Below are 21,003 nucleotides of genomic sequence, written 5' to 3' on the forward strand. Positions count from 1 at the left end.
CATGCCGCCCGTCTTCGCCCACGGACGCCTCCGCCTCTACCTGCTCAAGCTCCTGGACGAGGCCCCGCGCCACGGCTACGAGGTGATCCGCCTGCTGGAGGAGCGCTTCCAGGGCCTGTACGCGCCCTCCGCGGGCACGGTGTACCCGCGCCTGGCCAAGCTGGAGGCCGAAGGGCTGGTCACGCACGCCACCGAGGGCGGGCGGAAGGTGTACTCCATCACCGACGCCGGCCGCGCCGAGCTGGCCGACCGCGGCGGCGAGCTCGCCGACCTGGAGCTGGAGATCCGCGACTCGGTGTCCGAGCTGGCCGCCGAGATCCGCGACGACGTGCGCGGCGCGGCCGGCGCCCTGCGGCGCGAAATGCGGGCGGCGGCGTCCGCATCGGAGACCCATGTGGAGGACGAGTCCTGGACGGCGGCCAAGGAGGAGCTGCGCCGGGCCAGACAGGAGTGGAAGGAGCAGGCCCGCCGGGCGAAGGACGAGAGCCGCCGGGCCCGCGAAGAGGCCCAGCAGGCCCGCCGCCAGGCCAAGGAGGCGCAGGAGCGGGCCCGCGAGGAGGTCATGCGGATCGCGAGCCAGCTCCAGGAGCAGTTCGCGAAGTCCGGCGGGGTCCTCGGCACGCTGGCCGGAAGCTGGCTCGGCGGCGCTGCGGGCAACCCGTCCGGCGCATCCGGCCCGTCCGGCACGGCCGCGCCCACCGCCACCGCGGACACCGGCGGCGCCGCGGCCGCCGGCCCGCACCCGCGCTGGGCCGAGGACCTCGCGCCCACCGGCGACCCGGCCCGCGACCTCGACCGGCTCCTGGACCGCTTCCGCGACGACGTCCGCGACGCGGCCCGCGACCACGGCGTCACCGGAGACCAGCTGGCCGAGGCCCGGGCCCACCTGGCCGCCGCGGCGGACCGCATCGCGGCCGTCCTGAAGCCGGTTCGCTAGCGCTCGGCCGGTTGTGGCACCGCGGGCCGGTGGGGGCTCGTCGCGCAGTTCCCCGCGCCCCTGCGGGGCGTTCCCGGCGCGCCCCGGTCCCCGCTCAGGCGGCCGGGTCCGCCTCCGCCTGAGAGCTCGGGCGGAAGGCCGGTTGTGGCACCGCGGGTCGGTGGGGGCTGGTCGCGCAGTTCCCCGCGCCCCTGCGGGGCGCCCCCGGCGGGTCGCGTAGATACCCGCGTTCCTACGGGGTTGTCTCCGCTGCCGCGTAGGTGATGCCGTGGTCGGCCAGTACCTCGGCCGTCGTGCCCGGCCGGGAGAGCAGGGCGAGCAGTAGGTGCAGGGCGGTGATGTGGTTCTCGCGGCGGCCGAGCGCGATGCGCAGGGACTGTTCGAGGGTCTTCTTGGCGCCCTCGCCGAAGGGGACGTGGCGCCGCGCCGGCTCGGGGCGGCCGAGGGCCGAGCGCAGCGAGGACCCCAGGGTCCGGCGCCGCGGTGCGGCCGAGGCCAGGGCGCCCGCCCCGTGGACCTCCTCGACGCGGGAGACGATCTCCGTGAGGTCGATCCCGAGGCCGGCGAGGGCCTCCTCGTCGGCCCGGGTCATGCCGCCCCGGCGCCGGGCCGCCGCCAGGTCCGCGGCCACGGCGGCCCGGTCCACGCCGAGGGGGTCCAGGGCGCCCTGCTCCAGCAGCGCCCGCAGCAGGTGCTCCTCGGTGACGGTGGTGTCCCCGGACCGCCGGGCCTCGGACACGGCGCCGGTCACGACGTCCCGGGCGTCCCGCGTGAAGCGTTCGAACATCAGGCCCTCCCGTGTTTCTTGTGCACGGCCTGCCGGCTGACGCCCAGCTCGGCCGCGATCTCCTGCCAGGACCACCCCTGTGCGCGGGCACTGCGCACCTGTACGGCTTCCAGCTGCTCCAGCAGTCGCCGGAGCGCGGCGACGGCGCGCAGGCCCACACGGGGGTCGCGGTCGCCGGCCCGCTCGGCGAGATCGGTGGCTTCGGTCATGCATGTCAATGTAGGTTGACGCCCCCAGGGTGTCAACCTACATTGACGGACGGGTGTGCGGCTCCCGCGGTTACACGGTCAGCACGACCTTGCCGAAGAGGTCGCCCGACGCGAGCTTCTCGAAGCCCTCCCGGGCCCGGTCCAGCGGCAGCACCTCGTCGATCACCGGCCGCAGCCCGGTCGCCGCGCAGAACGACAGCAGGTCCTCCAGCTCGTCCTTGGAGCCCATCGTCGAGCCGACCACCTTGAGCTCCAGGAAGAAGATCCGGGTCAGCTCGGCGTGCGCCGGGCGGTCGCCGCTGGTCGCGCCCGAGATGACCAGCGTGCCGCCCGGGCGCAGGGACTTGACCGAGTGCGACCAGGTGGCCGCGCCGACCGTCTCGATCACCGCGTCCACCCGGTGCGGCAGCCGCGCGCCCGGCTCGAAGGCCTCCACGGCGCCCAGCTCCACGGCCCGCTTGCGCTTGGCCTCGTCACGGCTGGTCGCGAAGACCCGCAGGCCCGCCGCCTTGCCCAGGGCGATCGCCGCGGTGGCGACCCCGCCGCCCGCGCCCTGGACCAGTACCGAGTCGCCGGGCCGTACGCCCGCGTTGGTGAAGAGCATCCGGTACGCCGTCAGCCAGGCCGTCGGCAGGCAGGCGGCCTCCTCGAAGGTCAGCTCGGCGGGCTTGCGCAGCACGTTCCAGGCGGGGACGGTCACCTGCTCGGCGAACGTGCCCTGGTAGCGCTCGGTCAGGATGGACCGGGGCTCGTCCGGGCCGACGCCGTGCCCGCTCTGGCCGATCACGGAGTGCAGGACGACCTCGTTGCCGTCCTGGTCGATGCCGGCGGCGTCGCAGCCGAGGATCATCGGGAGTTTGTCCTCGCCGAGGCCGACCCCGCGCAGCGACCAGAGGTCGTGGTGGTTGAGGGAGGCGGCCTTGACGTTCACGGTCACCCAGCCGGGGCGGGCCTCGGGGGCCGGGCGCTCGCCCAGCTCAAGGCCGCTCAGCGGCTGGTCACGGTCGATTCGGGCGGCGTAGGCAGCGAACATGCGGCGACGCTACCGTCCGGTAGTCCGGCGGGCCAGCCCTGACGGGCGTCCGGCGGGTGAGGTCTTCGTCGCACCGGCCGCCCCCGGAAAGGGCGGAACGGGGAGGCTGCAGCCGGGAACCGGGACGGCGTTCCGCTGCGTCCAGGACGGTGGTGAACGGTCGGTGCCGGGATCATGAACGGAACTGTCCGTCATGCACTCAACTACGGGCTGTACCTGCGGTCTTGGCTTGCCGACAGCGATAAGCGGAACGGCAAGATCAGGCCAGGGGGAGGGGTAGTATTCAGGCCGGACAGTGGCTGGTCATGAGCCTGACATCTGCTGTTCCTCCTCTTCCGAGGCTTGCCTCGCACGACTCGCCGACGCGGCGCGACCCCTCCCGGTTCGGGGGCGGGGAGGGTGCGCCCGCGGGTGGGCCCGCACGTGAAGGGGCCCGGCCGGATCACTCCGGCCGGGCCCCTTCACGCACAGCGGTACCGATCAGCCCAGGCGGGCCACGCCGTCGGCCTTGGCCGCGGCCGCCACCGCGGCCGCCACCGCGTCGGCGACCCGCTCGTCGAACGGCGACGGGATCACGTAGTCGGCGGCGAGCTCGTCACCCACGACGCCGGCGATGGCGTCGGCGGCGGCGATCTTCATGCCTTCGGTGATCCGGCCGGCACGGACCTTCAGGGCGCCCGCGAAGATGCCCGGGAAGGCCAGCACGTTGTTGATCTGGTTCGGGTAGTCCGACCGGCCCGTGGCCACGACCGCCGCGTACTTGTGCGCGACGTCCGGGTGGACCTCCGGGTTCGGGTTGGCCATGGCGAAGACGAAGGCGTCCTTCGCCATCGAGGCCACGGCCTCCTCGGGCACCGTGCCGCCCGAGACGCCGATGAACACGTCCGCGCCGGCCAGTGCCTGCTCCAGCGAACCGGTGATCCCGGACGTGTTGGTCAGGCCCGCGATCTCGGCCTTGACGTCCGTCAGGTCGCCCCGGTCGGCGGACACGACGCCCTTGCGGTCGGTGACGCACACGTCGCCGATGCCCGCGTCCACGAGGATCTTGGCGATGGCGATGCCCGCCGCGCCCGAGCCCGAGATCACGGCGCGCAGGTCGCCGAGCGTGCGCCCGGTGAGCTTGGCGGCGTTGCGCAGGGCGGCCAGCGTCACGATGGCCGTGCCGTGCTGGTCGTCGTGGAAGATCGGGATGTCGAGCGCCTCCTGGAGGCGGCGCTCGATCTCGAAGCAGCGCGGCGCCGAGATGTCCTCCAGGTTCACCCCCCCGAAGGAGGGTGCGAGGCGGACGACCGTCTCGACGATCTCGTCCGTGTCCTTGGTGGCGAGCGCGATCGGAACCGCGTCCACACCACCGAACTGCTTGAAGAGGATGGCCTTGCCTTCCATCACGGGAAGGGAGGCCTCGGGCCCGATGTCGCCGAGTCCGAGCACGGCCGTGCCGTCGGTGACGACGGCGACCACGTTGGACTTCCAGGTGTATTCGTTCACCAGCTCGGGCTGCTCCGCGATCGCGGTGCAGACCTTTGCCACGCCGGGCGTGTAGGCGAGGGACAGGTCGTCCTTGTTCTGGACCGGCACGGTGGCCTGGATGGCCATCTTGCCGCCCCGGTGCAGTGCGAACACCGCGTCCGGGTTGTTGTCCGTATCGCTGTCGCTGCGAGGATTGACGATCTCCGCTGCCACTGTTCTAGACCCCTTAAGTCTTCTGTCGATGAGGGTGGCCACTCCTGGTTAAGGGGTGGGCGGGCACCGCGTACGTACTCCGCATCGACGGTTGGCCCGTCTCCGCGAAGGGGAGGCTCGTACGCGCGGGGCGCGCCGCACGCGCGCCCTGAGCCCCGGATGAGGGGTGTAAGGATCCGTTGTACCCGAAGAACACTCACCCAGACGAGTCGCTTCCCACGGGACTGGAGGTCTCTTGTCCCGATTTCGGCGAAAGGTCCAAACGGGTCTGTCCAATTGGCGAGACGTACCGCAAATAGTCCATCAAAAAGGCCTGGTCACAGCCGTTCCTTCGGTCCACGGGCGTGCTTCCCGCAGGCAAGTTGGACACTCCGGGACACCCGTTATCCGATTTTGACCTGACGAACTGCCTGAATGCGTCAGTCCGAATGGCAAGATGCGGATTCACACGAGGTCGCGACACTCGAAGATGCGTGCCCGACCGCTCTCGCTTGCTTTCCCCAGTCAGCCGGAGGAACCAGCTCATGACCGCAAGCACCACCCGTCGTACGACCGCCGCCAGGTCCCGGATTGCCGCGGTCGGCGCGATCGCGGTCGCCGGCGCCCTGATCCTGACCGGTTGCGGTGACCAGACCGACAAGGCCTCCACGGCCCCGTCGGGCCAGGCCGCGAACAGCTCCGCCCCGCTCTTCGCCAAGCTGCCGAAGAAGATCCAGGACGCGGGCGTGATCAAGGTCGGCACGGACGCGACCTACGCCCCGATGGAGTTCACCGAGGGCGGCAAGATCGTCGGTGTGGACCCGGACGTGGCGGCGGCGCTGACCAAGCAGCTCGGCGTGCAGTTCAAGTTCGAGTCCGGCACCTTCGACACCCTGATCGGCAGCATGCAGACCGGCCGCAGCGATGTGGTCATGTCCTCGCTGAGCGACACCAAGGCCCGCCAGGAGGGCCTGGACGACAAGGGCAACAAGACCGGTGCGGGTGTCGACTTCGTCGACTACTTCTCCTCCTCCACCGCCCTGCTCGTCAAGAAGGGCAACCCGGAGGGCCTCAAGACCCTCGCCGACCTGTGCGGCAAGAAGGTCGCCGTCCAGCGCGGCACCACCTACGAGCAGGCCGCCAAGGACCTGGCCGAGAAGTGCAAGGCGGAGGGCAAGGGCGAGCTCTCGATCGAGTCCTTCCCGACCGACGCCGAGGCCCAGACCCGCGTGAAGGCCGGCGGCGCCGCCGCCGACCTGAACGACTCCCCGGTCGCCGCGTACATCGCGAAGACCGCGGGCGGCGGCAACGACTTCGAGGCGATCGCCGACCCGACCGACGCCGGCCTCTTCGGCATCGCCGTGGACAAGAAGAACACCCAGCTGCGCGACGCGCTGAAGGAAGCACTGGACGCGATCATCAAGGACGGCACCTACAAGGCCGCCCTGGACAAGTGGAACGCGGGCTCCGGCGCCGTGACCGAGGCCAAGGTCAACGCCGGCCAGTGACCCCGCGGAGTACTCCCCTCGTACTTCGTTCTCCTTGCACCATCGAAGGGCAGTCACTGTGACTGACAAGCTCGACAAGGCCTCCGGCCCGGCGGACAACCCGCCGGCCGGGGCCGTCCCCCACGAGGCGATCCGCGCCATCCCGGTGCGCCACTACGGCCGGTGGATCAGCGCCGTGGTCGTCCTCGCGCTCGCTGCGGCGCTCATCTACGCCTTCTCCCAGGGCAATGTGCGCTGGGCCACCGTGCCCGAGAAGCTGTTCGACCCCACGATCATCAAGGGTGTCGGCAACACCATCTGGATCAGCGTCACCTCGATGGCTCTGGGCCTGGTCCTCGGTGTCGTCTTCGCGGTGATGCGGCTCTCGAAGAACCCCGTGACCAGCACCATCGCCTGGTTCTACATCTGGTTCTTCCGCGGTACCCCGGTGTACGTCCAGCTCCTCATCTGGTTCAACCTCGCCCTGATCTTCCCGATCCTGAACATCGGGTTCTACAAGGACGAGATGACCCAGGTCATGACGCCGTTCCTGGCCGCCCTGCTGGGCCTCGGCCTGAACGAGGGCGCGTACATGGCGGAGATCGTCCGCGCCGGCATCCAGTCCGTCGACGAGGGCCAGACCGAGGCCTCGCACGCCCTGGGCATGACCCAGACGCAGACCATGCGCCGCGTGGTCCTGCCGCAGGCCATGCGCGTGATCGTCCCGCCGACGGGCAACGAGTTCATCAACATGCTGAAGACCTCGTCGCTGGTCGTGGCCGTGCAGTACTTCGACCTGCTGCGGGCCGCCCAGGACATCGCGTCCACCTCGTTCGCGGTCATGGAGATGTTCTTCGTCGCCTCGATCTGGTACCTGGCCCTGACGAGCGTCTTCTCGATCGGCCAGTACTACCTGGAGCGGCACTACGCCCGAGGTGCCCTGCGCACCCTGCCGCCCACGCCGTGGCAGAAGCTCAAGGCGAACCTCTCCCGCTTCTCGAACCGCAAGGCGGTGGCCTGATGACGACTGCCATGGTGAAGGCCGAGGGCGTCCACAAGTCCTACGGCGCTGCGCACATCCTCAAGGGCATCGACCTGGAGGTCGCCCCGCGTGAGGTGTTCTGCCTGATCGGCCCCTCGGGCTCCGGCAAGTCGACCTTCCTCCGGTGCATCAACCACCTGGAGAAGGTCAACGGCGGCAAGCTGTACGTCGACGGCCAGCTCGTCGGCTACCGCCAGAAGGGCGACAAGCTCTACGAGCTGAAGGACAGCGAGGTCGCGGCCCAGCGCCGGGACATCGGCATGGTCTTCCAGCGCTTCAACCTCTTCCCGCACATGACGGCCATCGAGAACGTCATGGAAGCGCCGGTCATGGTCAAGCGCGAGTCCAAGTCGGTGGCCCGCGAGCGCGCCATCAAGCTGCTCGACCGGGTCGGCCTCGGCGACAAGGGCGGGAACTACCCCTCCCAGCTCTCCGGCGGCCAGCAGCAGCGTGTGGCGATCGCCCGCGCGCTGGCCATGGAGCCGAAGCTGATGCTCTTCGACGAGCCCACCTCGGCGCTCGACCCCGAGCTCGTCGGCGACGTCCTCGACGTCATGCGGGACCTGGCCGAGTCGGGCATGACCATGGTCGTGGTCACGCACGAGATGGGCTTCGCCCGCGAGGTCGGCGACAACCTCGTCTTCATGGACGGCGGCGTCGTGGTCGAGTCCGGCAACCCGCGCGACGTGCTGGGCAACCCGCAGCACGACCGGACGAAGGCGTTCCTCTCCAAGGTGCTCTGAGCCGGAAGCCGGCCGGGCCGCCGCCCGGCACCCCGGCACCCCGGCACCCCGGCACCCCGGGAGGGGCGGTACGGATCCCCGTACCGCCCCTCCCGGGTTTTTCGGGCCCCGGCCCTCTTCCGGAAGCTCCTACTTCAGACCGAGGACCAGCGAGTCGGAGGGGGAGCACCAGACCGCGCGCGCCTCGGCGAAGCCGGCCTCGCGCAGGGTCCGCGCGTGCCAGGCCACGTCGGGGGTGTCTCCGTCGGCGTGCTCGCCGTAGATCTCGTAGCGGCGCCTCGTGGGCTCGGCGAGCAGCGGGTCGGCGGCCGCCGTCGCCCACCACTCGGCCCAGTCCAGGGCTCCGGCCGCGCGGGCCCGGTCCGTGGCGGCGTGCCGCACGGCGCGGTCGGCCTCGTTGATCCGCGGGGTCGAGGCGTCGGGCATGTGGTCGGCGTTCATGAAGACCCCGCCCTCCCGGACCAGCGGGGCGAGCTGCCGGTAGAGGGCGTCGAGCTGCGGGCCGTGCAGCCAGTGCAGCGCGGTGGCCGTCAGCACCGCGTCGTACGTCCCGTGGGGGAGCGCCGCGGTCCAGCCGGGGTCCTTGAGGTCGGCGGCGACGAAGGAGACCCTCCCGTCGCCGGCGAAGTGGCCGCGGGCGATGGTCAGCAGCGCCGGGTCCAGATCCACCCCCGTACCGGTCGCTCCCGGGAACCGCTTGAGGACGCGGTCCGTAATACTTCCCGTACCGCACGCCAGATCCAGCACCCGGGGGGTGGGGCCGACGAGCGCCTCCAGCATGTCCAGCATCACGCGGAACCGCTCCTCGCGGTCCGGCATGTATGCCTCCTGCTGCCGGTCCCAGCTGTCCTGCCAGGCCTGCCAGTCGGTCGTCGTGCGCGTCATCGCGAAACCCTCCACCCGTAATACCCTCGAATACGTAGCAGCTGTTACCCGAGACCCTAATCCGCATCTGTAAGGACTACAAGTGGAACTGGCCCATTACTCGGACTTCGCCGTGCGCCTGGTCAACACCGAGGAGCCGGCCCGCAACAAGGACACGCTCACCTCGGTCGAGGCCGTACGCGCCCTCTTCGGCGCGAGCACGCAGATGGCCCGCCGGGTCACCGACACCGACGTGACCCGCTTCCGCAACGTCCGCGGCAGGCTGCGGGCCGTCTTCGAGGCCGCCGACGGCGGCGACCACGTCCTCGCGGTCGACCTCCTCAACTCCCTGCTCATGGAGTTCCCGGTCAGCCCCCAGGTCTCCGGCCACGAGACCCTGGACGAGGACGGCACCCCCAAGTGGCACATCCACCTCGCCGACCACCCCTCGAACGCCTCCGCCGGCTACGCGGCCATCGCCTCCTTCGGCCTGGCGTTCCACCTCACCGAGCACGGTCCCGACCGCCTCGGCCTGTGCCAGGCGCCGCCCTGCCGCAACGCCTACCTCGACACCTCCACCAACCGCTCCCGGCGCTACTGCTCCGACCGCTGCGCCACCCGGGCGAACGTCGCCGCCTACCGCGCCCGCAAGCGGCTGGAGGCCGAGGCGTCCGCCCACAGCGGCCGCAGCGCCGAGACCGCCCAGGACAGCCGCGCCCTCAGCGAACTCTGATCCTCCGGGCGCGGCCGGAACCGCAGCACCGCCGTCGCCAGCACCAGGTCCTCGGGCACCGCCCCGTAGTCGGTGCTGTCGCCGGTCTCGTTGAACGGGTTGTCCCCGAGCACCCACCAGCCGCCCGGCCGCCGCTCCACCGCCCGCTTCACCACCAGCAGGTCCTGCTGGAACGGGTGGCGCAGCACCACCACGTCACCCGGCCGGACGGCGGCCCCGTACCGAACCACCAGCCGGTCGCCGTGCAGCAGCGTCGGCGCCATCGACGGCCCCGCCACCTCCAGCACCTCGAACCGGGAGCCGCCCCTGCCCGCCGTTCTGCCCGCCATCCCCGACCTCCTCGCCCGCTGATCCCTCACCGGGCATGCTGCCGCACGCCGCCGTACATTCGCTCACCACGGCACGACCCGCCCTGGACTTTTGTCCCAAGCCCACGGGGCCGCTCGCGAAATACCCGTTGCCACGGAGTAATCTCCCCCCTGAGAAGACGATCACGAGGAGGAGAATCTCCATGCTTTCCCGCCTCTTCGCCCCCAAGGCGAAGGTCTCCGCCCACTGCGACCTGCCGTGCGGCGTGTACGACCCTGCCCAGGCCCGCATCGAGGCCGAGTCGGTCAAGGCCGTGCAGGAGAAGTACCAGGCCAACGAGGACCCTGACTTCCGGGCCCGTGCCATCACCATCAAGGAGCAGCGCGCCGAGCTCGCCAAGCACCACGTCTCCGTGCTGTGGAGCGACTACTTCAAGCCGCCGCACTTCGAGAAGTACCCGCAGCTGCACACCCTGGTCAACGACACCCTGAAGGCCCTCTCGGCCGCCAAGGCGTCCCACGACCCGGCGACCGGCCAGAAGGCCCTCGACCTCATCGCCGAGATCGACCGCATCTTCTGGGAGACCAAGGCCGCCTGAGGCGCGCCTCCCCCATGACGCCGGAGGGGCCCGACCGTCACCGGTCGGGCCCCTCCGCCGTTGCGGGCCCCGCGCACTCGCGCCGCAGGTCCCGCCGCTCTCACTCGTCCTCGTCGTCCTCGTCGTCCAGCCGCGCCAGCCACGTGGCCAGACGCTCCACCGGGACCTCGAAGTCCGGGTTCAGGTCGACGAACGTGCGCAGCTGCTCGGCCAGCCACTCGAAAGTGACCTCCTCCTCGCCGCGCCGCTTCTCCAGCTCCTCGATGCCTCGATCGGTGAAGTACAAGTCGGGCTCCGTGCCGTAATGAAGATGTGCATGCGGATGTTTCCCGCCAGGATAATCCGCATAACCGGCGAGACCTCCCCCACCGGCGGCCCCGGCGCTAGCCTGGAGTGCCTTTCCAATCGCGAGAGGGGCGGGGGATGCCAGACGCGCGCACCGGCGGCACCGCACGCGCATACGAACTCCTCGAACCCCTCGTCCAGGCCGCGACCGTACGCGTCCACGCAGCCCCCGCCGGGTATGCACCCCCTGGGACCGGCCCCACCTGGGGAAGCGGCTTCTTCATCGCGCCCGGCTGGGTCCTGACCTGCGCGCACGTCGTCGGCGAAGGGGGTGCTGCGGTGCGTCTCGTGGGACGTGAGCTCGGCATCACCTTCTCCTCCGGCCCCCGCACCACCGGGACCGTCACCGGCCGCGTCGAATGCGTCCTGCCCGAACGGCTCGAAGAGCGCCGGCCCGCCCGCCGCGCCCTGTGGGACCTCCCCGACCTGGCCCTCGTCCGCGTCCTCGCCCCCGTCTCCCACGCCTGCGTACGCCTCACCGACCGCGCCCGGCCGCGCCTGGACGAGGTCGCCTACTTCGGCTGCACCGAAGACCTCGGCACCCCCGAGATCACCGGCCGCACCACCCGCCTGCGCGGCACCGCGGCCGGCGGGGCCGCCCTGCGCCTCGGCGACGACGACGAGATCGAACCCGGCATGTCCGGCGGCCCCGTCGTGGACCTGGCCTCCGGCGAGGTCGTCGGCGTCGTCAAGGCCCGCCGGCACACCGGCGGCGGCGGACTCGCCGTCTCCGTCATCCAGCTGCGCACCCTGCCCCTGGCCGCCACCGGCCAGGTCGGCCTGTACCGCCGCGTCATGCAGGCCCACGACCTCTACCACTACGACCAGCACCTCAGCGACCTCGACACCCGCCGCACCTGGACCGACCTGCACGGCGAACTCGGCGCCCTCGGCGCCGCCCGGGCCACCGCCGGCCCCGGCGGACTCCCCGGCACCGCAGACCCGTACGCGGCGGCCGGCCGGCTGACCCCCGCCGAGCGCACCACGCTGTGCGGGCTGCTCGCCGAGCTGCCGCCGCCCCCCTCCTCCGAAGCCGTCCGGGCCCTCGTCGAGGCGGCCCGCGGCGAGGAACCCGACCCGGCCCTGCCCGCCCCGCTCAGCTGGCGCGACGGCCTCGGCATGCTCCACGACCCGCCCGGCGGCGCCGGAGAGGCCGCCGCCATGCTCCGGTACGCCACCGACGTCAGCGTCGCCGACTTCCGCGAGCCCCCCGCCCCCGGCGCCGACGAGGAGCTGTGGGACTGGGTCCGGGCCACCGCCGAACGGCTGTGGCGGCCCCTGCGCCGGGAACTCGGCGAACGCCGCGACCAGGGCCTCGCCGAACGGGAACGCCGCCGCCGCACCCGCGCCGGGCACGGCGCCCCCGGCCTCCACCAGCACGGCCGGACCGCCGGCGCCCTGTCCCAGGGGCCCTCCGTCCTGCTGGAGGCCTGGGCGCACGGCTGGGAGGACGTCTACGACTGGCGCGTCTCCGTCCTCGCCGGACCCGCCCACCCCGGACGGCTCACCCCCGTCGGCTCCGGCGTCCGCGCCACCCGCGCCGGACTGGCCGAAGCGGTGCGCGACGCCCTCGCCGAGGCCTTCCGCCGCTGCGACACCCACGAAGCGGCGGCCGTCCTCGAAGTCGCCGTGGCCCCCGAACTGTTCGGACTGCCCGTCGACACCTGGATCCTGACCGGCCGGATCCCGCTCGGCGTCCAGCGGCCCGTCGTACTGCGCCACCCCGCCGGAGCCGACGGGGCGCACCCCGCCGACGCCGACGCCGCCCACCGCAGGGCCGACCGCTGGGCCCGCGTCCAGGCCGGGCCGCTGCTGGACGAGCGCGCCGACTGCGCCCGCGGCCGGCCCCGCAGCCCGTCCCCCGCCTGGCTGGACGGACTCGCGGACAACACCGTGCCGGTGCACTGCCGGGCCGCCGACGCCGAACCCACCCGCGGATCCCTGTACGCGGTCCGCGACGCCGGGTACGGGGTGGCCGTCACCCGGCGGCCCCCGGCCGACCAGGGGGAGTCCTGCGCGCCGTTCCACCGCGGACTGCGCGAGGAGCTGACCGAGGCCGGGCAGGGCGCACCGCTGCCGGTGCGGCTCCAGGCACTGCGGGCCCGCGCCCACGGGGCGGACCCCGACGCCTGGTGGGCGAACGGGATGGCGCTCGTCTGGGAGGACCCGGCCCGCGCCCTGCCCGAGGAAGAGCCGCTGCAGGGGGACCTGTGACGGGCGGGAGGGGACCCGGGAGGGGACCCGGGAGGGGACGGCGGACGTGAACGAGGAATGGCTCATCTACCGGGGGGTCGGCGAGCCCCACGACGGCATCGACACCCTGCCCGACCCGCCGCCCTGGCGGGACTTCGACGGCGGTCCGGTCGCCGAACCCCCGTTACCGGCCGCCACGGGCGACGGCAACGTCGCCCGCCGGCTCGGCGCGCACCGGCAGGCCGCCGAACTCCACCGGCCCGAGCCCGAGGAGCTGGAGGCCATCAACGCGGCCCTCTACCTGCGCCGCCCCCTGCTCGTCACCGGGTACCCCGGCACCGGCAAGTCCACCCTCGCCCACGCCGTGGCCCACGAACTCAAACTCGGCCGGGTGCTGCGCTGGCCGGTCGTCTCCCGGACCGTGCTCCAGGAAGGCCTCTACCGCTACGACGCCATCGCCCGGCTGCAGGACGTACAGATCGCCGCGAGCGGCGGCAGCCCCGGCGACGCACCCGGCATCGGCACGTACATCCGCCTCGGCCCGCTCGGCACCGCCCTGCTGCCCGGCCGCCGGCCCCGCGTCCTGCTCATCGACGAACTCGACAAGAGCGACATAGACCTCCCCAACGACCTCCTCAACGTCCTGGAGGAGGGCGAGTTCTCCCTGCCCGAACTGGAACGCGTCGCCGACACCGAGCCCGACGTCCAGGTCCTCACCGACGACGGAGCCAAGGTCACCGTCCGGGACGGCCGGGTCCGCTGCCGGGCCTTCCCCTTCATCATCCTCACCAGCAACGGCGAACGGGACTTCCCCGCCGCCCTGCTGCGCCGCTGCATCCAGCTCAAACTCGGCCAGCCCGGCGAGAAACGCCTCGCCACCATGGTCCGCGCCCACCTCGGCGAGGACGCCGCCCGGCTCGGCGCCGACCTGATCCGCGAGTTCCTCAGCCGCTCCCAGTCCGAACTCGTCGCCGCCGACCAGCTCCTGAACGCCATCTACCTCACCCACTACGCCTCCCCGCCCACCCGGGAGGACCTCGCCGACCTGCTCATCCAGCGCCTCGACCGCCCGAGGTGACCACCGTGCCCTCCCCTCCCGCCCCCGCCGGACGACCCGCCCCGACCGGGCGGCCCGCCCCCGCACCCCCCGAGATCCGCGACCTGGCCGGCCTGCTGCGCGCCGCCGGACTCGACCCCTCCGCCGAGGAGCTCGCCGACGCGCTCTGGCTCGCCGGCCGCATCGGCCCGCCCGGCCCCGCCACCGCCCCCGCCGGCACCGCCCATCCCGCACGCCGTCCGGTGCGGCAGGACGAACCGCCGCCCGAGGCAGAACCCGCGCCCCCCGGGCCCGACGACCCGGTCCGGCTCTACGCCGCCCGCCCGGCCGGCACCGCCGCCGAGGAGGCCGCCGCCCTCCCCGGCGGCGCCGGCGTGCCCGTACGGGTCCCCGGCGCCGCCGCACTGCCCCGGATCCTGGACATACAGCGCGCCCTGCGCTCCCTCCAGCGGCACCGCCCGCCCGGCCGGCCCACCCGCCTCGTCCTCGACGAGCCCGCCACCGCCGAGGCCAGCGCCCGCGCCCTCGGCCTGGTCATCCCCGTCCTGCGGCCCGAGAGCCGCCGCGAGGCGACCGTCCGGCTCGTCATGGACGCCTCGCCCTCCATGGCCGTGTGGCAGGACATGTTCGAGGAACTGCGCGCCGTCTGCGAACGCCTCGGCGCCTTCCGCGACGTACAGGTCCACTACCTGCAACGGCTCGCCGACGGCCGCGCCGCCCTCGGCCAGGCCCCCGCCCCCGGCACCCGGCTCCGCTCCGGCGACCAGCTCCGCGACCCCAGCGGCCGCTCCCTCACCATGGTCGTCTCCGACTGCGCCGGGCCGCTGTGGCGCGAGGGCGAAGCCCAGCGGATCCTCCACCGGTGGGCCGAATGCACCCCCTGCGTCGTCGTCCAGCCCCTGCCCCAGCGGCTGTGGAACCGCAGCTGGCTGCCGACCGAGCGGGGCACCCTCACCCGGGTCGAGGGCGGCGCCGGCAAGCTCCGGTTCCGGCCCGACCGGCCCGCCCGCCCCGGCCGGCTCCGCGGCGGCCTCACCGTCCCCGTGCTCCCGCCGAACGCCACCGCGCTCGGCGCCTGGGCCCGCCTCGTCGCCGGGTTCGGCACCGGCCCCGTACCGGCCGAGGTGGGCCGGGTCCTCGCCGACCACCCCGCCGCACCCGTCCCCCCGCCGCGGGCCGTGCGGCCGCCGCGCGAACTCGTCCGCCGCTTCTACTCCTCCGCCTCGCCGCGCGCCGTCCAGCTCGCCGTCTACCTGTCGGCGGCCCCCCTGACCCTGCCCGTGATGCGGCTCGTCCAGCGCACCATGCTGCCCGACTCCGAACCCTCCGACCTGGCGGAGGTGCTGCTCAGCGGACTGCTGCGGCGCGGCCCGGCACCGGGGGAGTGGTACGAGTTCACCCCCGGCGTGCAGGACGTCCTGCTCGGGCCGCTCGGCCGGGACGAAGCCGCCCTCGTCCTCAAGCACTGCTCCGAGTACGTCCTCGCCCACTTCGGGCGCGGGGTGCGCAACTTTCCCGCACTCGCCGTCTCCCAGCTCACCGGCGAACCGGTGGCCGAGGAGGACGGCGACGAGCGGGTCCCCGCCACGCCGCTCCCACAGGCCTTCGCCGAGGTCTCCGCCCGCGTCGTACGCCGCTACCTGCCCGGACCGGCCGCGCCGGGCACCGCCGACCGGGAGCCCGCCGCGCCCCCGCCCGGGCGGGGCTGGGCCGTGCGCACGGCCCGCGACCGGATCGCCGCCCAGGACCGCCAGGGCGGCGACGGCGCCGAGCGCGGGCTGTACGAGGCCGTCGCGGTGCTGCGGCGGGCGGTGGCCGCCCCCGCGGGCCCCGACGACGCCCCGGGCGAGGCCGAGTGCGAGCTGGCCGGGGTGCTGCTGCGGCTCTGGGCCCGGCAGCGGGATCCGGAACTGCTGGCCGAGGCCGAACAGGCGGTCGGCGGGCTCCCCACCGCGCCGGCCCGGGCCCTGCGCGGCCGGGTGCTGTACGAGCGGGCGCTCACCCCGCCGGCCGAGCGGCCCGACGCGCAACTGCTCGCCGCCGCGGAGCGGGAGTTCGCCGCCGCGGCCGCCGCCCCGGACGGCGATGCGCGGCTGCGGCTGGACTGCGTGGTGCGGCAGGCCCAGGCCCTGGTCGGGCTGGGCGAGCTGCGCGACGACCCGATTCCGCTGCTGCAGGCGCAGGCCGTCCTGGAGGCCCTGGCCGGGCAGGGGGCCGGGGCGCAGGCCGGGGCCGACGGGGCCCTGCGGCCGGCCCTGGGGCGGGTGCTGCTGGCCCTGCTGCCCCGCACCCCCGACCCGGTGGAGCGCACGGCCCTGGCCGAACAGGCCGCCGGCCACCTGGCATCGGCGCTGCCGGAGGCGTCCGCCGGAGCCGGGCCGAACCCCCCGCCGGACCCGGCCCCGGCCGCCGCAGCGGGCACGGCCGCCGCAGCGGCCACGGGCGAGCGCGCGGGTACGGGCACGGCAGCCGGCGCCGCGGCACCGCAGCGACCGCCGGGCCCGGCACCGGAACCCGGCCGGGGCGGTGCCGGAGCCGGAGCGGAGGCCGGGCCCCCCGGCCCGGGAGCCGGCCCGGGAGCCGGGCCGGGGGGTGCCGTGGCCGACGGGCCCGGAGAGGCAGGAGCGGGGGCGGGTGAGCTCGGGGCTGCCGGTCCGGAGGCTGCCGGGACCAGTGGGCCCACCGGGGCGGGCGGGCCCGGAACGGCCGGAGCGGGTCCGGGTGCCCCTGAGGCTGCCGGAGCCGGAGCCGGAGCCGGAGCCGGGGGCGGAACCGGGGGCGACGGGCCCGCGCCGGCTCGGGACCGGGACCGGGCGCGGACCGCGCGGCTCCGCGTCGACCTGGCCACGGCCCTGCGCTACCTGCCCGCCCGGCTGGAGGAGGCGTCCGGCCAGCTGGCCCGGGCCCTGGCCGAGGCCGGCGGGGACCCCGAGCTCCGGCTGGCCGCGCTGGTCTGCCTGGCCCGCGTGCACCGGGCCCGGTCCGCGCGCGACGGGGACCCGGCGGCGCTGGAGGACGCGGCCGACGCGTACGGCCGGGCCCGCCGGCTGATCCCCCGCGACGGGGAGGCCTACGCGGAGCTGCTGCCCGAGTGGGGCGACGTCCTCCTGCAGCGGGCCCGGTCCGCGGGCGGCCGGCGGTTCACCTCGGCGGCCGTACGGGTGCTGCGCGACAGCCGGGCCGCGATCCCGCAGTCCGACGCCCGCTCCGCGCACCGGCTCGTACGCCTCGCCGAGGGGCTCCGGCTGCGGCACGGCTACGAGGGCGACGTGGTGGACCTGCGGGAGGCCGAGTACCTGCTGGAGCTCGCCGTCCGGCACAGCCGCAGCCCGCTGGAGCAGGCCCGCGCCTGGCGGGAGCACGGGGACGTCCAGCAGGAGATCCACGCCCACACCCGGGCCCTGGACCGGCTCGACCGGGCCGCGGACTCCTACCGGCGGGCCTGGCGGGCGGCCCTGGAGGCCGACCGCGCGGACCGCCGGGAGGTCGCCGTCGAACTCGCCGCCAGAGTCCAGGAGCTGCGGGGCGGGGTGCTGGAGCGGCTGGCCCGCCCCAGGGCGGCGCTCGACGCCTACCGGTCCGCCCTGGATCTGTGGCGGGCGCTCGGGGAAGCGGCCGCGGACCGCCGGGAGGCGCTGGCCTCCCGGGTCCGCACCCTGGAGGCCGGGCTGTGAGGCCGGCGCCCGGGGCGTGAAGGGCCCGTGCGCGGGAACACGTTCAACGGGCGGGCCGTCGTGGACCGCGACACCGCACGCGATTCGGTACGGCGACTCGACAGGGGGACGGGCAGCCCATGGTGATCCGGCATCAGGCAGCGCACACGGAGGCGGCGGCGCGGACGGAAGGGGACAGGACCCCCGACTCGGAGACCGAGCCGGAGACGGCAACGGCCGACGCCCGGGAACACGCCCTGGCCGCCGCCAGGGCCGGCGGCCAGGGAGGTGCCGGGGACGGCGCCACAGCCGGCGAGGAGGGAACAAGCGCGGGCGCGGGCGCCAGCGCAGGTACGGGCGCGGACGCAAGCGCGGCCGCGGGGGCCGGGCGGGTGGTGGCGTGTGCGGCTCGGCTTCCCGATCTGTCCGGGTATGACCTGGCCGCGCTGCGGGGGATCGACCACCCCGTGCTGGCCCGGGTGATCGAGGCCATGGTGGAGCGGGTGACCCACCCCGCCGAGATCCTCAACGCCTTCGACTCGGGCGTCAGCTGAGCGCCCGCTCACGCACCGCATCCCCAAGGCCACGCAGCGCACCCACAGTTGACCCGTTTCCGCCGTTAGCCGGGGCCGAACCCCGGGCAGGGATGGACCGTCCGCCGGGGCAGGCGGCCGGGCAGGAGGTGCACGCGATGGGGCACACGGACAGGAGCGGGTCCGCGCTGCCCGCACACCGGGCCCGCGCCCCCTGGCCCTACGCCCGGCTCGACGTCCCCGCGCTCCGCGCGGCCGGCCACCGCCCGTACCCGGTACGGCAGTTCGTGTTCAAGACCCGCAGCCGCTGCAACCTGGCCTGCACCTACTGCTACGTGTACGAGATGGCCGACCAGACCTGGCGCGACCGGCCCGCCGCCATGTCCCCCGCGACCGTCGCCCGCGCCGCCGAGCGCATCGCCGAGCACGCCGCCGCGCACGCCTTGAGCCGCGTCGACCTCGTCCTGCACGGCGGTGAACCGCTGCTCACCGCCCCCGCCGAGCTGGCCGCACCCGTCGACGCCGTACGGGCCGCCCTGCGCGCGGCGTCCCCGCGGACCAGGGTCACCGCGACCGTCCAGACCAACGGCACCCTCCTCACCCGCGGCCGGCTCGCCGCACTCGCCGCCGCGGGGATCCGCGTCGGCGTCAGCCTCGACGGGGGGCTGCCCGAGCACAACGCCCGCCGCGTGGACCGGGCCGGGCGGCCCGGGTTCGGGGCGGCCGCCCGCGGGCTGCGGCTGCTCGCCCGGCACCCGGAGAGCTACGCGGGCGTGCTGTGCGTGGTCGACCCCGCCCAGGACCCGGTGCGGACGTACGAGTCGCTGCTCGCCTTCGCCCCGCCGAGCATCGGCCTGCTGCTGCCGCTGGCCAACTGGAGCACCCCGCCGCCCGGCCGCCGCCCGGGCCACAGCCCGTACGCCGACTGGCTGACCGCCGTGTTCGAACGCTGGTGGCACGACGGGGCGCTGCGGACCCGGATCCGCATGTTCGAGGAGATCATCGCCTTGCTGCTGGGCCTGCCCGCCGCCACCGAGACCCTCGGCCTCGCCCCCGCCGCCACCGCCGTGATCGAGACCGACGGCACCCTGGAGCAGGCCGACTCGCTCAAATCCGCGTACGAGGGGGCGGCCGCCACCGGGATGGCGCTGCGGACCCACAGCTTCGACGAGTTCCTCGACCATCCGGGGCTGGCCGCCCGCCAGCTCGGGGCGGCGGCCCTCGCCGACACCTGCCGCGCCTGCGAGCTCGTCGCCGTCTGCGGCGGCGGCCACTACCCGCACCGCTACCGCGCCGGCGAGGGCTTCCGTCAGCCGTCCGTGTACTGCGAGGACCTCCAGGCCGTCATCCGGCACATCGCCGCCGCCCTCCACCGCGCCGCCGCAGACGCGGCCGCCCCCGACGCAGCCGTCCCACGCGCGGCCGCTCCCGGTGCGGCCGTCCCGCGCGCAGTCGTCCCCGGTGCGGTCGTCCCCCAGGCGGCCGCCTCATGACCGGCTCCCCCGCCGGCTCCCTCGCCGCCTTCACCGTCGCCCCGCCCGTCCTGCGCGCCCTCGCCTCCACCGAACCCTCCGCCGAGGGCAGCCGCCTCGTCCGCGACATCCGCCGCTCCAAACGGCTGGTCCTGCTCCGCGCCGTGCTCGACGCCGCCCCCGGCGGCCGGTCCGGCGAAGCCGCCGACCACTGGGCCCTGCTGGAGGAGGCCGAGCGGCACGACCCCGACGCCGTCCGCGACGTCCTGCACTACCCGGCCACCGGCGTCTGGGCGGAGGAGGCCCTGCGCCGGCTGCACGCCCCGCACGGGCCCGCCGCCGACCTCGGCCACCTCGGCGCCCTCGCCGTCGCCGCCGCCCTGCGCGCAGGCATCGGCTTCAAGGCCACCCTGAAGCCCGTCGGCGGCCGCCTCGCGCTCCCCACCCTCGGCCTGCTCCGCCCGGCCCGGCCCGGCCCGCTCGCCCTCACCGAACGCTCCTGGGACCCCGACGACCCCGCCGCCCTGCCCCTGCACGCCCTGCCCGGCGGCCGCACCGCCCTCGACGACCTCGACCCCTACCGGGCCCCCGGCCACGCCCGCCCCGCGCCCGTCCGCGCCGCCCGCCGCCTCACCCCCAAGGGCCACAAGCGCTGGGACACCCAGTGGGCCGGCGCCCTCACCCTGCTGGAGCGGTACGACACCGCCCGCGCCGGCGAGACGGGCCTGCTGCTGCGCTCCGTGGTCCCGCTGTCCGGCGGCTCCCGCTCCAGCGGCGCCACCCTGCCCGCGGCCGCCGGCTCCGTCCTCGCCCGCCCCCAGGCCCCGCCCGCCCTGGCCGCCACCCTCGTCCACGAGGTCCAGCACGGCAAACTGACCGCCCTCGCCGACGTCCTCACCCTGCACACCGCCGACGCCGCCCCCCGGCACTGGGCCCCCTGGCGGGCCGACCCCCGCCCGCTGGAGGGGCTCCTGCACGGCGCGTACGCCCACCTGGCCCTCGCCGGCTACTGGCAGCGCGCCGCCCTCTACGGCGCCCGCGGCGCCTGGGCCCAGCACGCCCGCACCCGCGCCCAGGTGGCCGCCGTCCTCCCCGTGCTCCACTCGCATCCGCAACTGACGCCGACCGGGCGGGAGTTCACCGCGGCGATGGCCGCCGCCGAACGGGCCATGGACGAGCTGCCGCCGCCCGGCGACCAGCACGCCGTCGCCCGCCGCGCCGTCGACCGGGCCCGCCGCGCCTGGTACGCGGAACACCCCGAACTCGCCCCGCACGAACAGGGCTGACGGCCCGTCGGCTGCGGTACCTTTTCAAACCCGTCCACTGCCCGGATTCCAGGGAGACGG

At 74.6% G+C, this 21,003-nt stretch carries 19 protein-coding genes; 12 read left to right on the forward strand and 7 right to left on the reverse strand.

What is annotated here, in order from left to right; genetic code table 11:
- Position 1 precedes the first annotated feature (1 nt).
- A complete protein-coding gene (locus ACIQUT_RS24610) occupies positions 2-937 on the forward strand; it encodes a helix-turn-helix transcriptional regulator (RefSeq protein ID WP_403565666.1) in 936 nt (311 codons plus the stop codon).
- Positions 938-1,169: 232 nt separating this feature from the next.
- Here ACIQUT_RS24610 and ACIQUT_RS24615 read toward each other — a convergent pair whose 3' ends face one another.
- From ACIQUT_RS24615 to ACIQUT_RS24630, 4 genes are all read right to left on the reverse strand, one after another.
- The gene (locus tag ACIQUT_RS24615; RefSeq protein ID WP_403565667.1) at positions 1,170-1,724 is read right to left on the reverse strand and encodes a Clp protease N-terminal domain-containing protein; all 555 of its coding nucleotides are present in this window, start codon (positions 1,722-1,724) and stop codon (positions 1,170-1,172) included.
- Complete coding sequence (locus ACIQUT_RS24620) at positions 1,724-1,933, reverse strand: helix-turn-helix domain-containing protein (protein WP_054220957.1); 210 nt, start codon at positions 1,931-1,933, stop codon at positions 1,724-1,726. The genes ACIQUT_RS24615 and ACIQUT_RS24620 overlap by 1 nt, the downstream gene beginning before the upstream one ends.
- 70 nt (positions 1,934-2,003) lie before the next feature.
- A complete protein-coding gene (locus ACIQUT_RS24625) occupies positions 2,004-2,966 on the reverse strand; it encodes a zinc-binding dehydrogenase (protein WP_403565669.1) in 963 nt (320 codons plus the stop codon).
- A gap of 480 nt (positions 2,967-3,446) precedes the next feature.
- Positions 3,447-4,649, reverse strand: a complete 1,203-nt coding sequence (locus ACIQUT_RS24630; RefSeq protein WP_403565671.1) for an NADP-dependent malic enzyme — start codon at positions 4,647-4,649, stop codon at positions 3,447-3,449.
- Positions 4,650-5,173: 524 nt separating this feature from the next.
- On the opposite strand from ACIQUT_RS24630, the gene ACIQUT_RS24635 reads away from it, so the two are divergent.
- The 3 genes from ACIQUT_RS24635 to ACIQUT_RS24645 are packed head-to-tail and all read left to right on the forward strand — an operon-like array spanning position 5,174 to position 7,900.
- Positions 5,174-6,136, forward strand: a complete 963-nt coding sequence (locus tag ACIQUT_RS24635; protein WP_403565673.1) for an ABC transporter substrate-binding protein — start codon at positions 5,174-5,176, stop codon at positions 6,134-6,136.
- A gap of 58 nt (positions 6,137-6,194) precedes the next feature.
- The gene (locus ACIQUT_RS24640) at positions 6,195-7,136 is read left to right on the forward strand and encodes an amino acid ABC transporter permease (protein WP_403565675.1); all 942 of its coding nucleotides are present in this window, start codon (positions 6,195-6,197) and stop codon (positions 7,134-7,136) included.
- On the forward strand, positions 7,136-7,900 hold the full coding sequence (locus ACIQUT_RS24645; protein WP_403565677.1) for an amino acid ABC transporter ATP-binding protein: 765 nt from the start codon (positions 7,136-7,138) through the stop codon (positions 7,898-7,900). The genes ACIQUT_RS24640 and ACIQUT_RS24645 overlap by 1 nt, the downstream gene beginning before the upstream one ends.
- A 129-nt stretch (positions 7,901-8,029) precedes the next feature.
- On the opposite strand, the gene ACIQUT_RS24650 is transcribed toward ACIQUT_RS24645, so the two are convergent.
- Positions 8,030-8,785: a class I SAM-dependent methyltransferase gene (locus tag ACIQUT_RS24650; protein ID WP_403565679.1), complete on the reverse strand. Its 756-nt coding sequence runs from the start codon at positions 8,783-8,785 to the stop codon at positions 8,030-8,032.
- An 82-nt stretch (positions 8,786-8,867) separates the two neighbouring features.
- Between ACIQUT_RS24650 and ACIQUT_RS24655 the strand changes: the two genes are divergently transcribed.
- Positions 8,868-9,497, forward strand: coding sequence for a CGNR zinc finger domain-containing protein (locus tag ACIQUT_RS24655; RefSeq protein ID WP_403565680.1), 630 nt, complete (start codon positions 8,868-8,870; stop codon positions 9,495-9,497).
- Here ACIQUT_RS24655 and sodX read toward each other — a convergent pair.
- Positions 9,401-9,826, reverse strand: coding sequence for a nickel-type superoxide dismutase maturation protease (gene sodX / locus ACIQUT_RS24660; RefSeq protein WP_403565681.1), 426 nt, complete (start codon positions 9,824-9,826; stop codon positions 9,401-9,403). The genes ACIQUT_RS24655 and sodX overlap by 97 nt on opposite strands.
- 182 nt (positions 9,827-10,008) lie before the next feature.
- Between sodX and sodN the strand changes: the two genes are divergently transcribed.
- Positions 10,009-10,404, forward strand: coding sequence for a superoxide dismutase, Ni (gene sodN / locus ACIQUT_RS24665; RefSeq protein ID WP_403565683.1), 396 nt, complete (start codon positions 10,009-10,011; stop codon positions 10,402-10,404).
- Between the two features lie 100 nt (positions 10,405-10,504).
- On the opposite strand, the gene ACIQUT_RS24670 is transcribed toward sodN, so the two are convergent.
- Positions 10,505-10,690 carry a DUF6104 family protein gene (locus tag ACIQUT_RS24670; protein WP_010061466.1) on the reverse strand — a complete coding sequence of 62 codons (186 nt, stop codon included), beginning with the start codon at positions 10,688-10,690 and terminating at the stop codon, positions 10,505-10,507.
- 137 nt (positions 10,691-10,827) lie between these two features.
- Between ACIQUT_RS24670 and ACIQUT_RS24675 the strand changes: the two genes are divergently transcribed.
- The 6 genes from ACIQUT_RS24675 to ACIQUT_RS24700 all read left to right on the forward strand — a co-directional run bounded on the left by ACIQUT_RS24675 (position 10,828) and on the right by ACIQUT_RS24700 (position 20,943).
- The gene (locus ACIQUT_RS24675) at positions 10,828-12,963 is read left to right on the forward strand and encodes a trypsin-like peptidase domain-containing protein (protein WP_403565685.1); all 2,136 of its coding nucleotides are present in this window, start codon (positions 10,828-10,830) and stop codon (positions 12,961-12,963) included.
- A gap of 46 nt (positions 12,964-13,009) precedes the next feature.
- The gene (locus ACIQUT_RS24680) at positions 13,010-14,020 is read left to right on the forward strand and encodes an AAA family ATPase (protein ID WP_403565687.1); all 1,011 of its coding nucleotides are present in this window, start codon (positions 13,010-13,012) and stop codon (positions 14,018-14,020) included.
- A 5-nt stretch (positions 14,021-14,025) separates the two neighbouring features.
- Positions 14,026-17,673, forward strand: a complete 3,648-nt coding sequence (locus ACIQUT_RS24685; RefSeq protein ID WP_403565688.1) for an SAV_2336 N-terminal domain-related protein — start codon at positions 14,026-14,028, stop codon at positions 17,671-17,673.
- A gap of 119 nt (positions 17,674-17,792) precedes the next feature.
- Entirely contained in the window at positions 17,793-18,206 is a 414-nt protein-coding gene (gene fxsA, locus ACIQUT_RS24690) for an FxSxx-COOH cyclophane-containing RiPP peptide (RefSeq protein WP_403565690.1), read from the forward strand.
- A 137-nt stretch (positions 18,207-18,343) separates the two neighbouring features.
- A complete protein-coding gene (locus tag ACIQUT_RS24695) occupies positions 18,344-19,678 on the forward strand; it encodes an FxsB family cyclophane-forming radical SAM/SPASM peptide maturase (protein WP_403565691.1) in 1,335 nt (444 codons plus the stop codon).
- The gene (locus ACIQUT_RS24700; RefSeq protein WP_403565692.1) at positions 19,675-20,943 is read left to right on the forward strand and encodes an HEXXH motif domain-containing protein; all 1,269 of its coding nucleotides are present in this window, start codon (positions 19,675-19,677) and stop codon (positions 20,941-20,943) included. The genes ACIQUT_RS24695 and ACIQUT_RS24700 overlap by 4 nt, the downstream gene beginning before the upstream one ends.
- Positions 20,944-21,003: the final 60 nt, after the last annotated feature.

It is taken from the genome of Streptomyces sp. NPDC090445, assembly GCF_044769385.1.
Taxonomy (GTDB): domain Bacteria; phylum Actinomycetota; class Actinomycetes; order Streptomycetales; family Streptomycetaceae; genus Streptomyces.

Bases quoted from the DNA above. Each gene is read 5' to 3' on its own strand.
- ACIQUT_RS24610 (WP_403565666.1), top strand. From the start codon at position 2: ATGCCGCCCGTCTTCGCCCACGGACGCCTCCGCCTCTACCTGCTCAAG.
- ACIQUT_RS24615 (WP_403565667.1), bottom strand. From the start codon at position 1,724: ATGTTCGAACGCTTCACGCGGGACGCCCGGGACGTCGTGACCGGCGCC.
- ACIQUT_RS24620 (WP_054220957.1), bottom strand. From the start codon at position 1,933: ATGACCGAAGCCACCGATCTCGCCGAGCGGGCCGGCGACCGCGACCCC.
- ACIQUT_RS24625 (WP_403565669.1), bottom strand. From the start codon at position 2,966: ATGTTCGCTGCCTACGCCGCCCGAATCGACCGTGACCAGCCGCTGAGC.
- ACIQUT_RS24635 (WP_403565673.1), top strand. From the start codon at position 5,174: ATGACCGCAAGCACCACCCGTCGTACGACCGCCGCCAGGTCCCGGATT.
- ACIQUT_RS24645 (WP_403565677.1), top strand. From the start codon at position 7,136: ATGACGACTGCCATGGTGAAGGCCGAGGGCGTCCACAAGTCCTACGGC.
- ACIQUT_RS24650 (WP_403565679.1), bottom strand. From the start codon at position 8,785: ATGACGCGCACGACGACCGACTGGCAGGCCTGGCAGGACAGCTGGGAC.
- sodX (WP_403565681.1), bottom strand. From the start codon at position 9,826: ATGGCGGGCAGAACGGCGGGCAGGGGCGGCTCCCGGTTCGAGGTGCTG.
- sodN (WP_403565683.1), top strand. From the start codon at position 10,009: ATGCTTTCCCGCCTCTTCGCCCCCAAGGCGAAGGTCTCCGCCCACTGC.
- ACIQUT_RS24675 (WP_403565685.1), top strand. From the start codon at position 10,828: ATGCCAGACGCGCGCACCGGCGGCACCGCACGCGCATACGAACTCCTC.
- fxsA (WP_403565690.1), top strand. From the start codon at position 17,793: ATGGTGATCCGGCATCAGGCAGCGCACACGGAGGCGGCGGCGCGGACG.
- ACIQUT_RS24695 (WP_403565691.1), top strand. From the start codon at position 18,344: ATGGGGCACACGGACAGGAGCGGGTCCGCGCTGCCCGCACACCGGGCC.
- ACIQUT_RS24700 (WP_403565692.1), top strand. From the start codon at position 19,675: ATGACCGGCTCCCCCGCCGGCTCCCTCGCCGCCTTCACCGTCGCCCCG.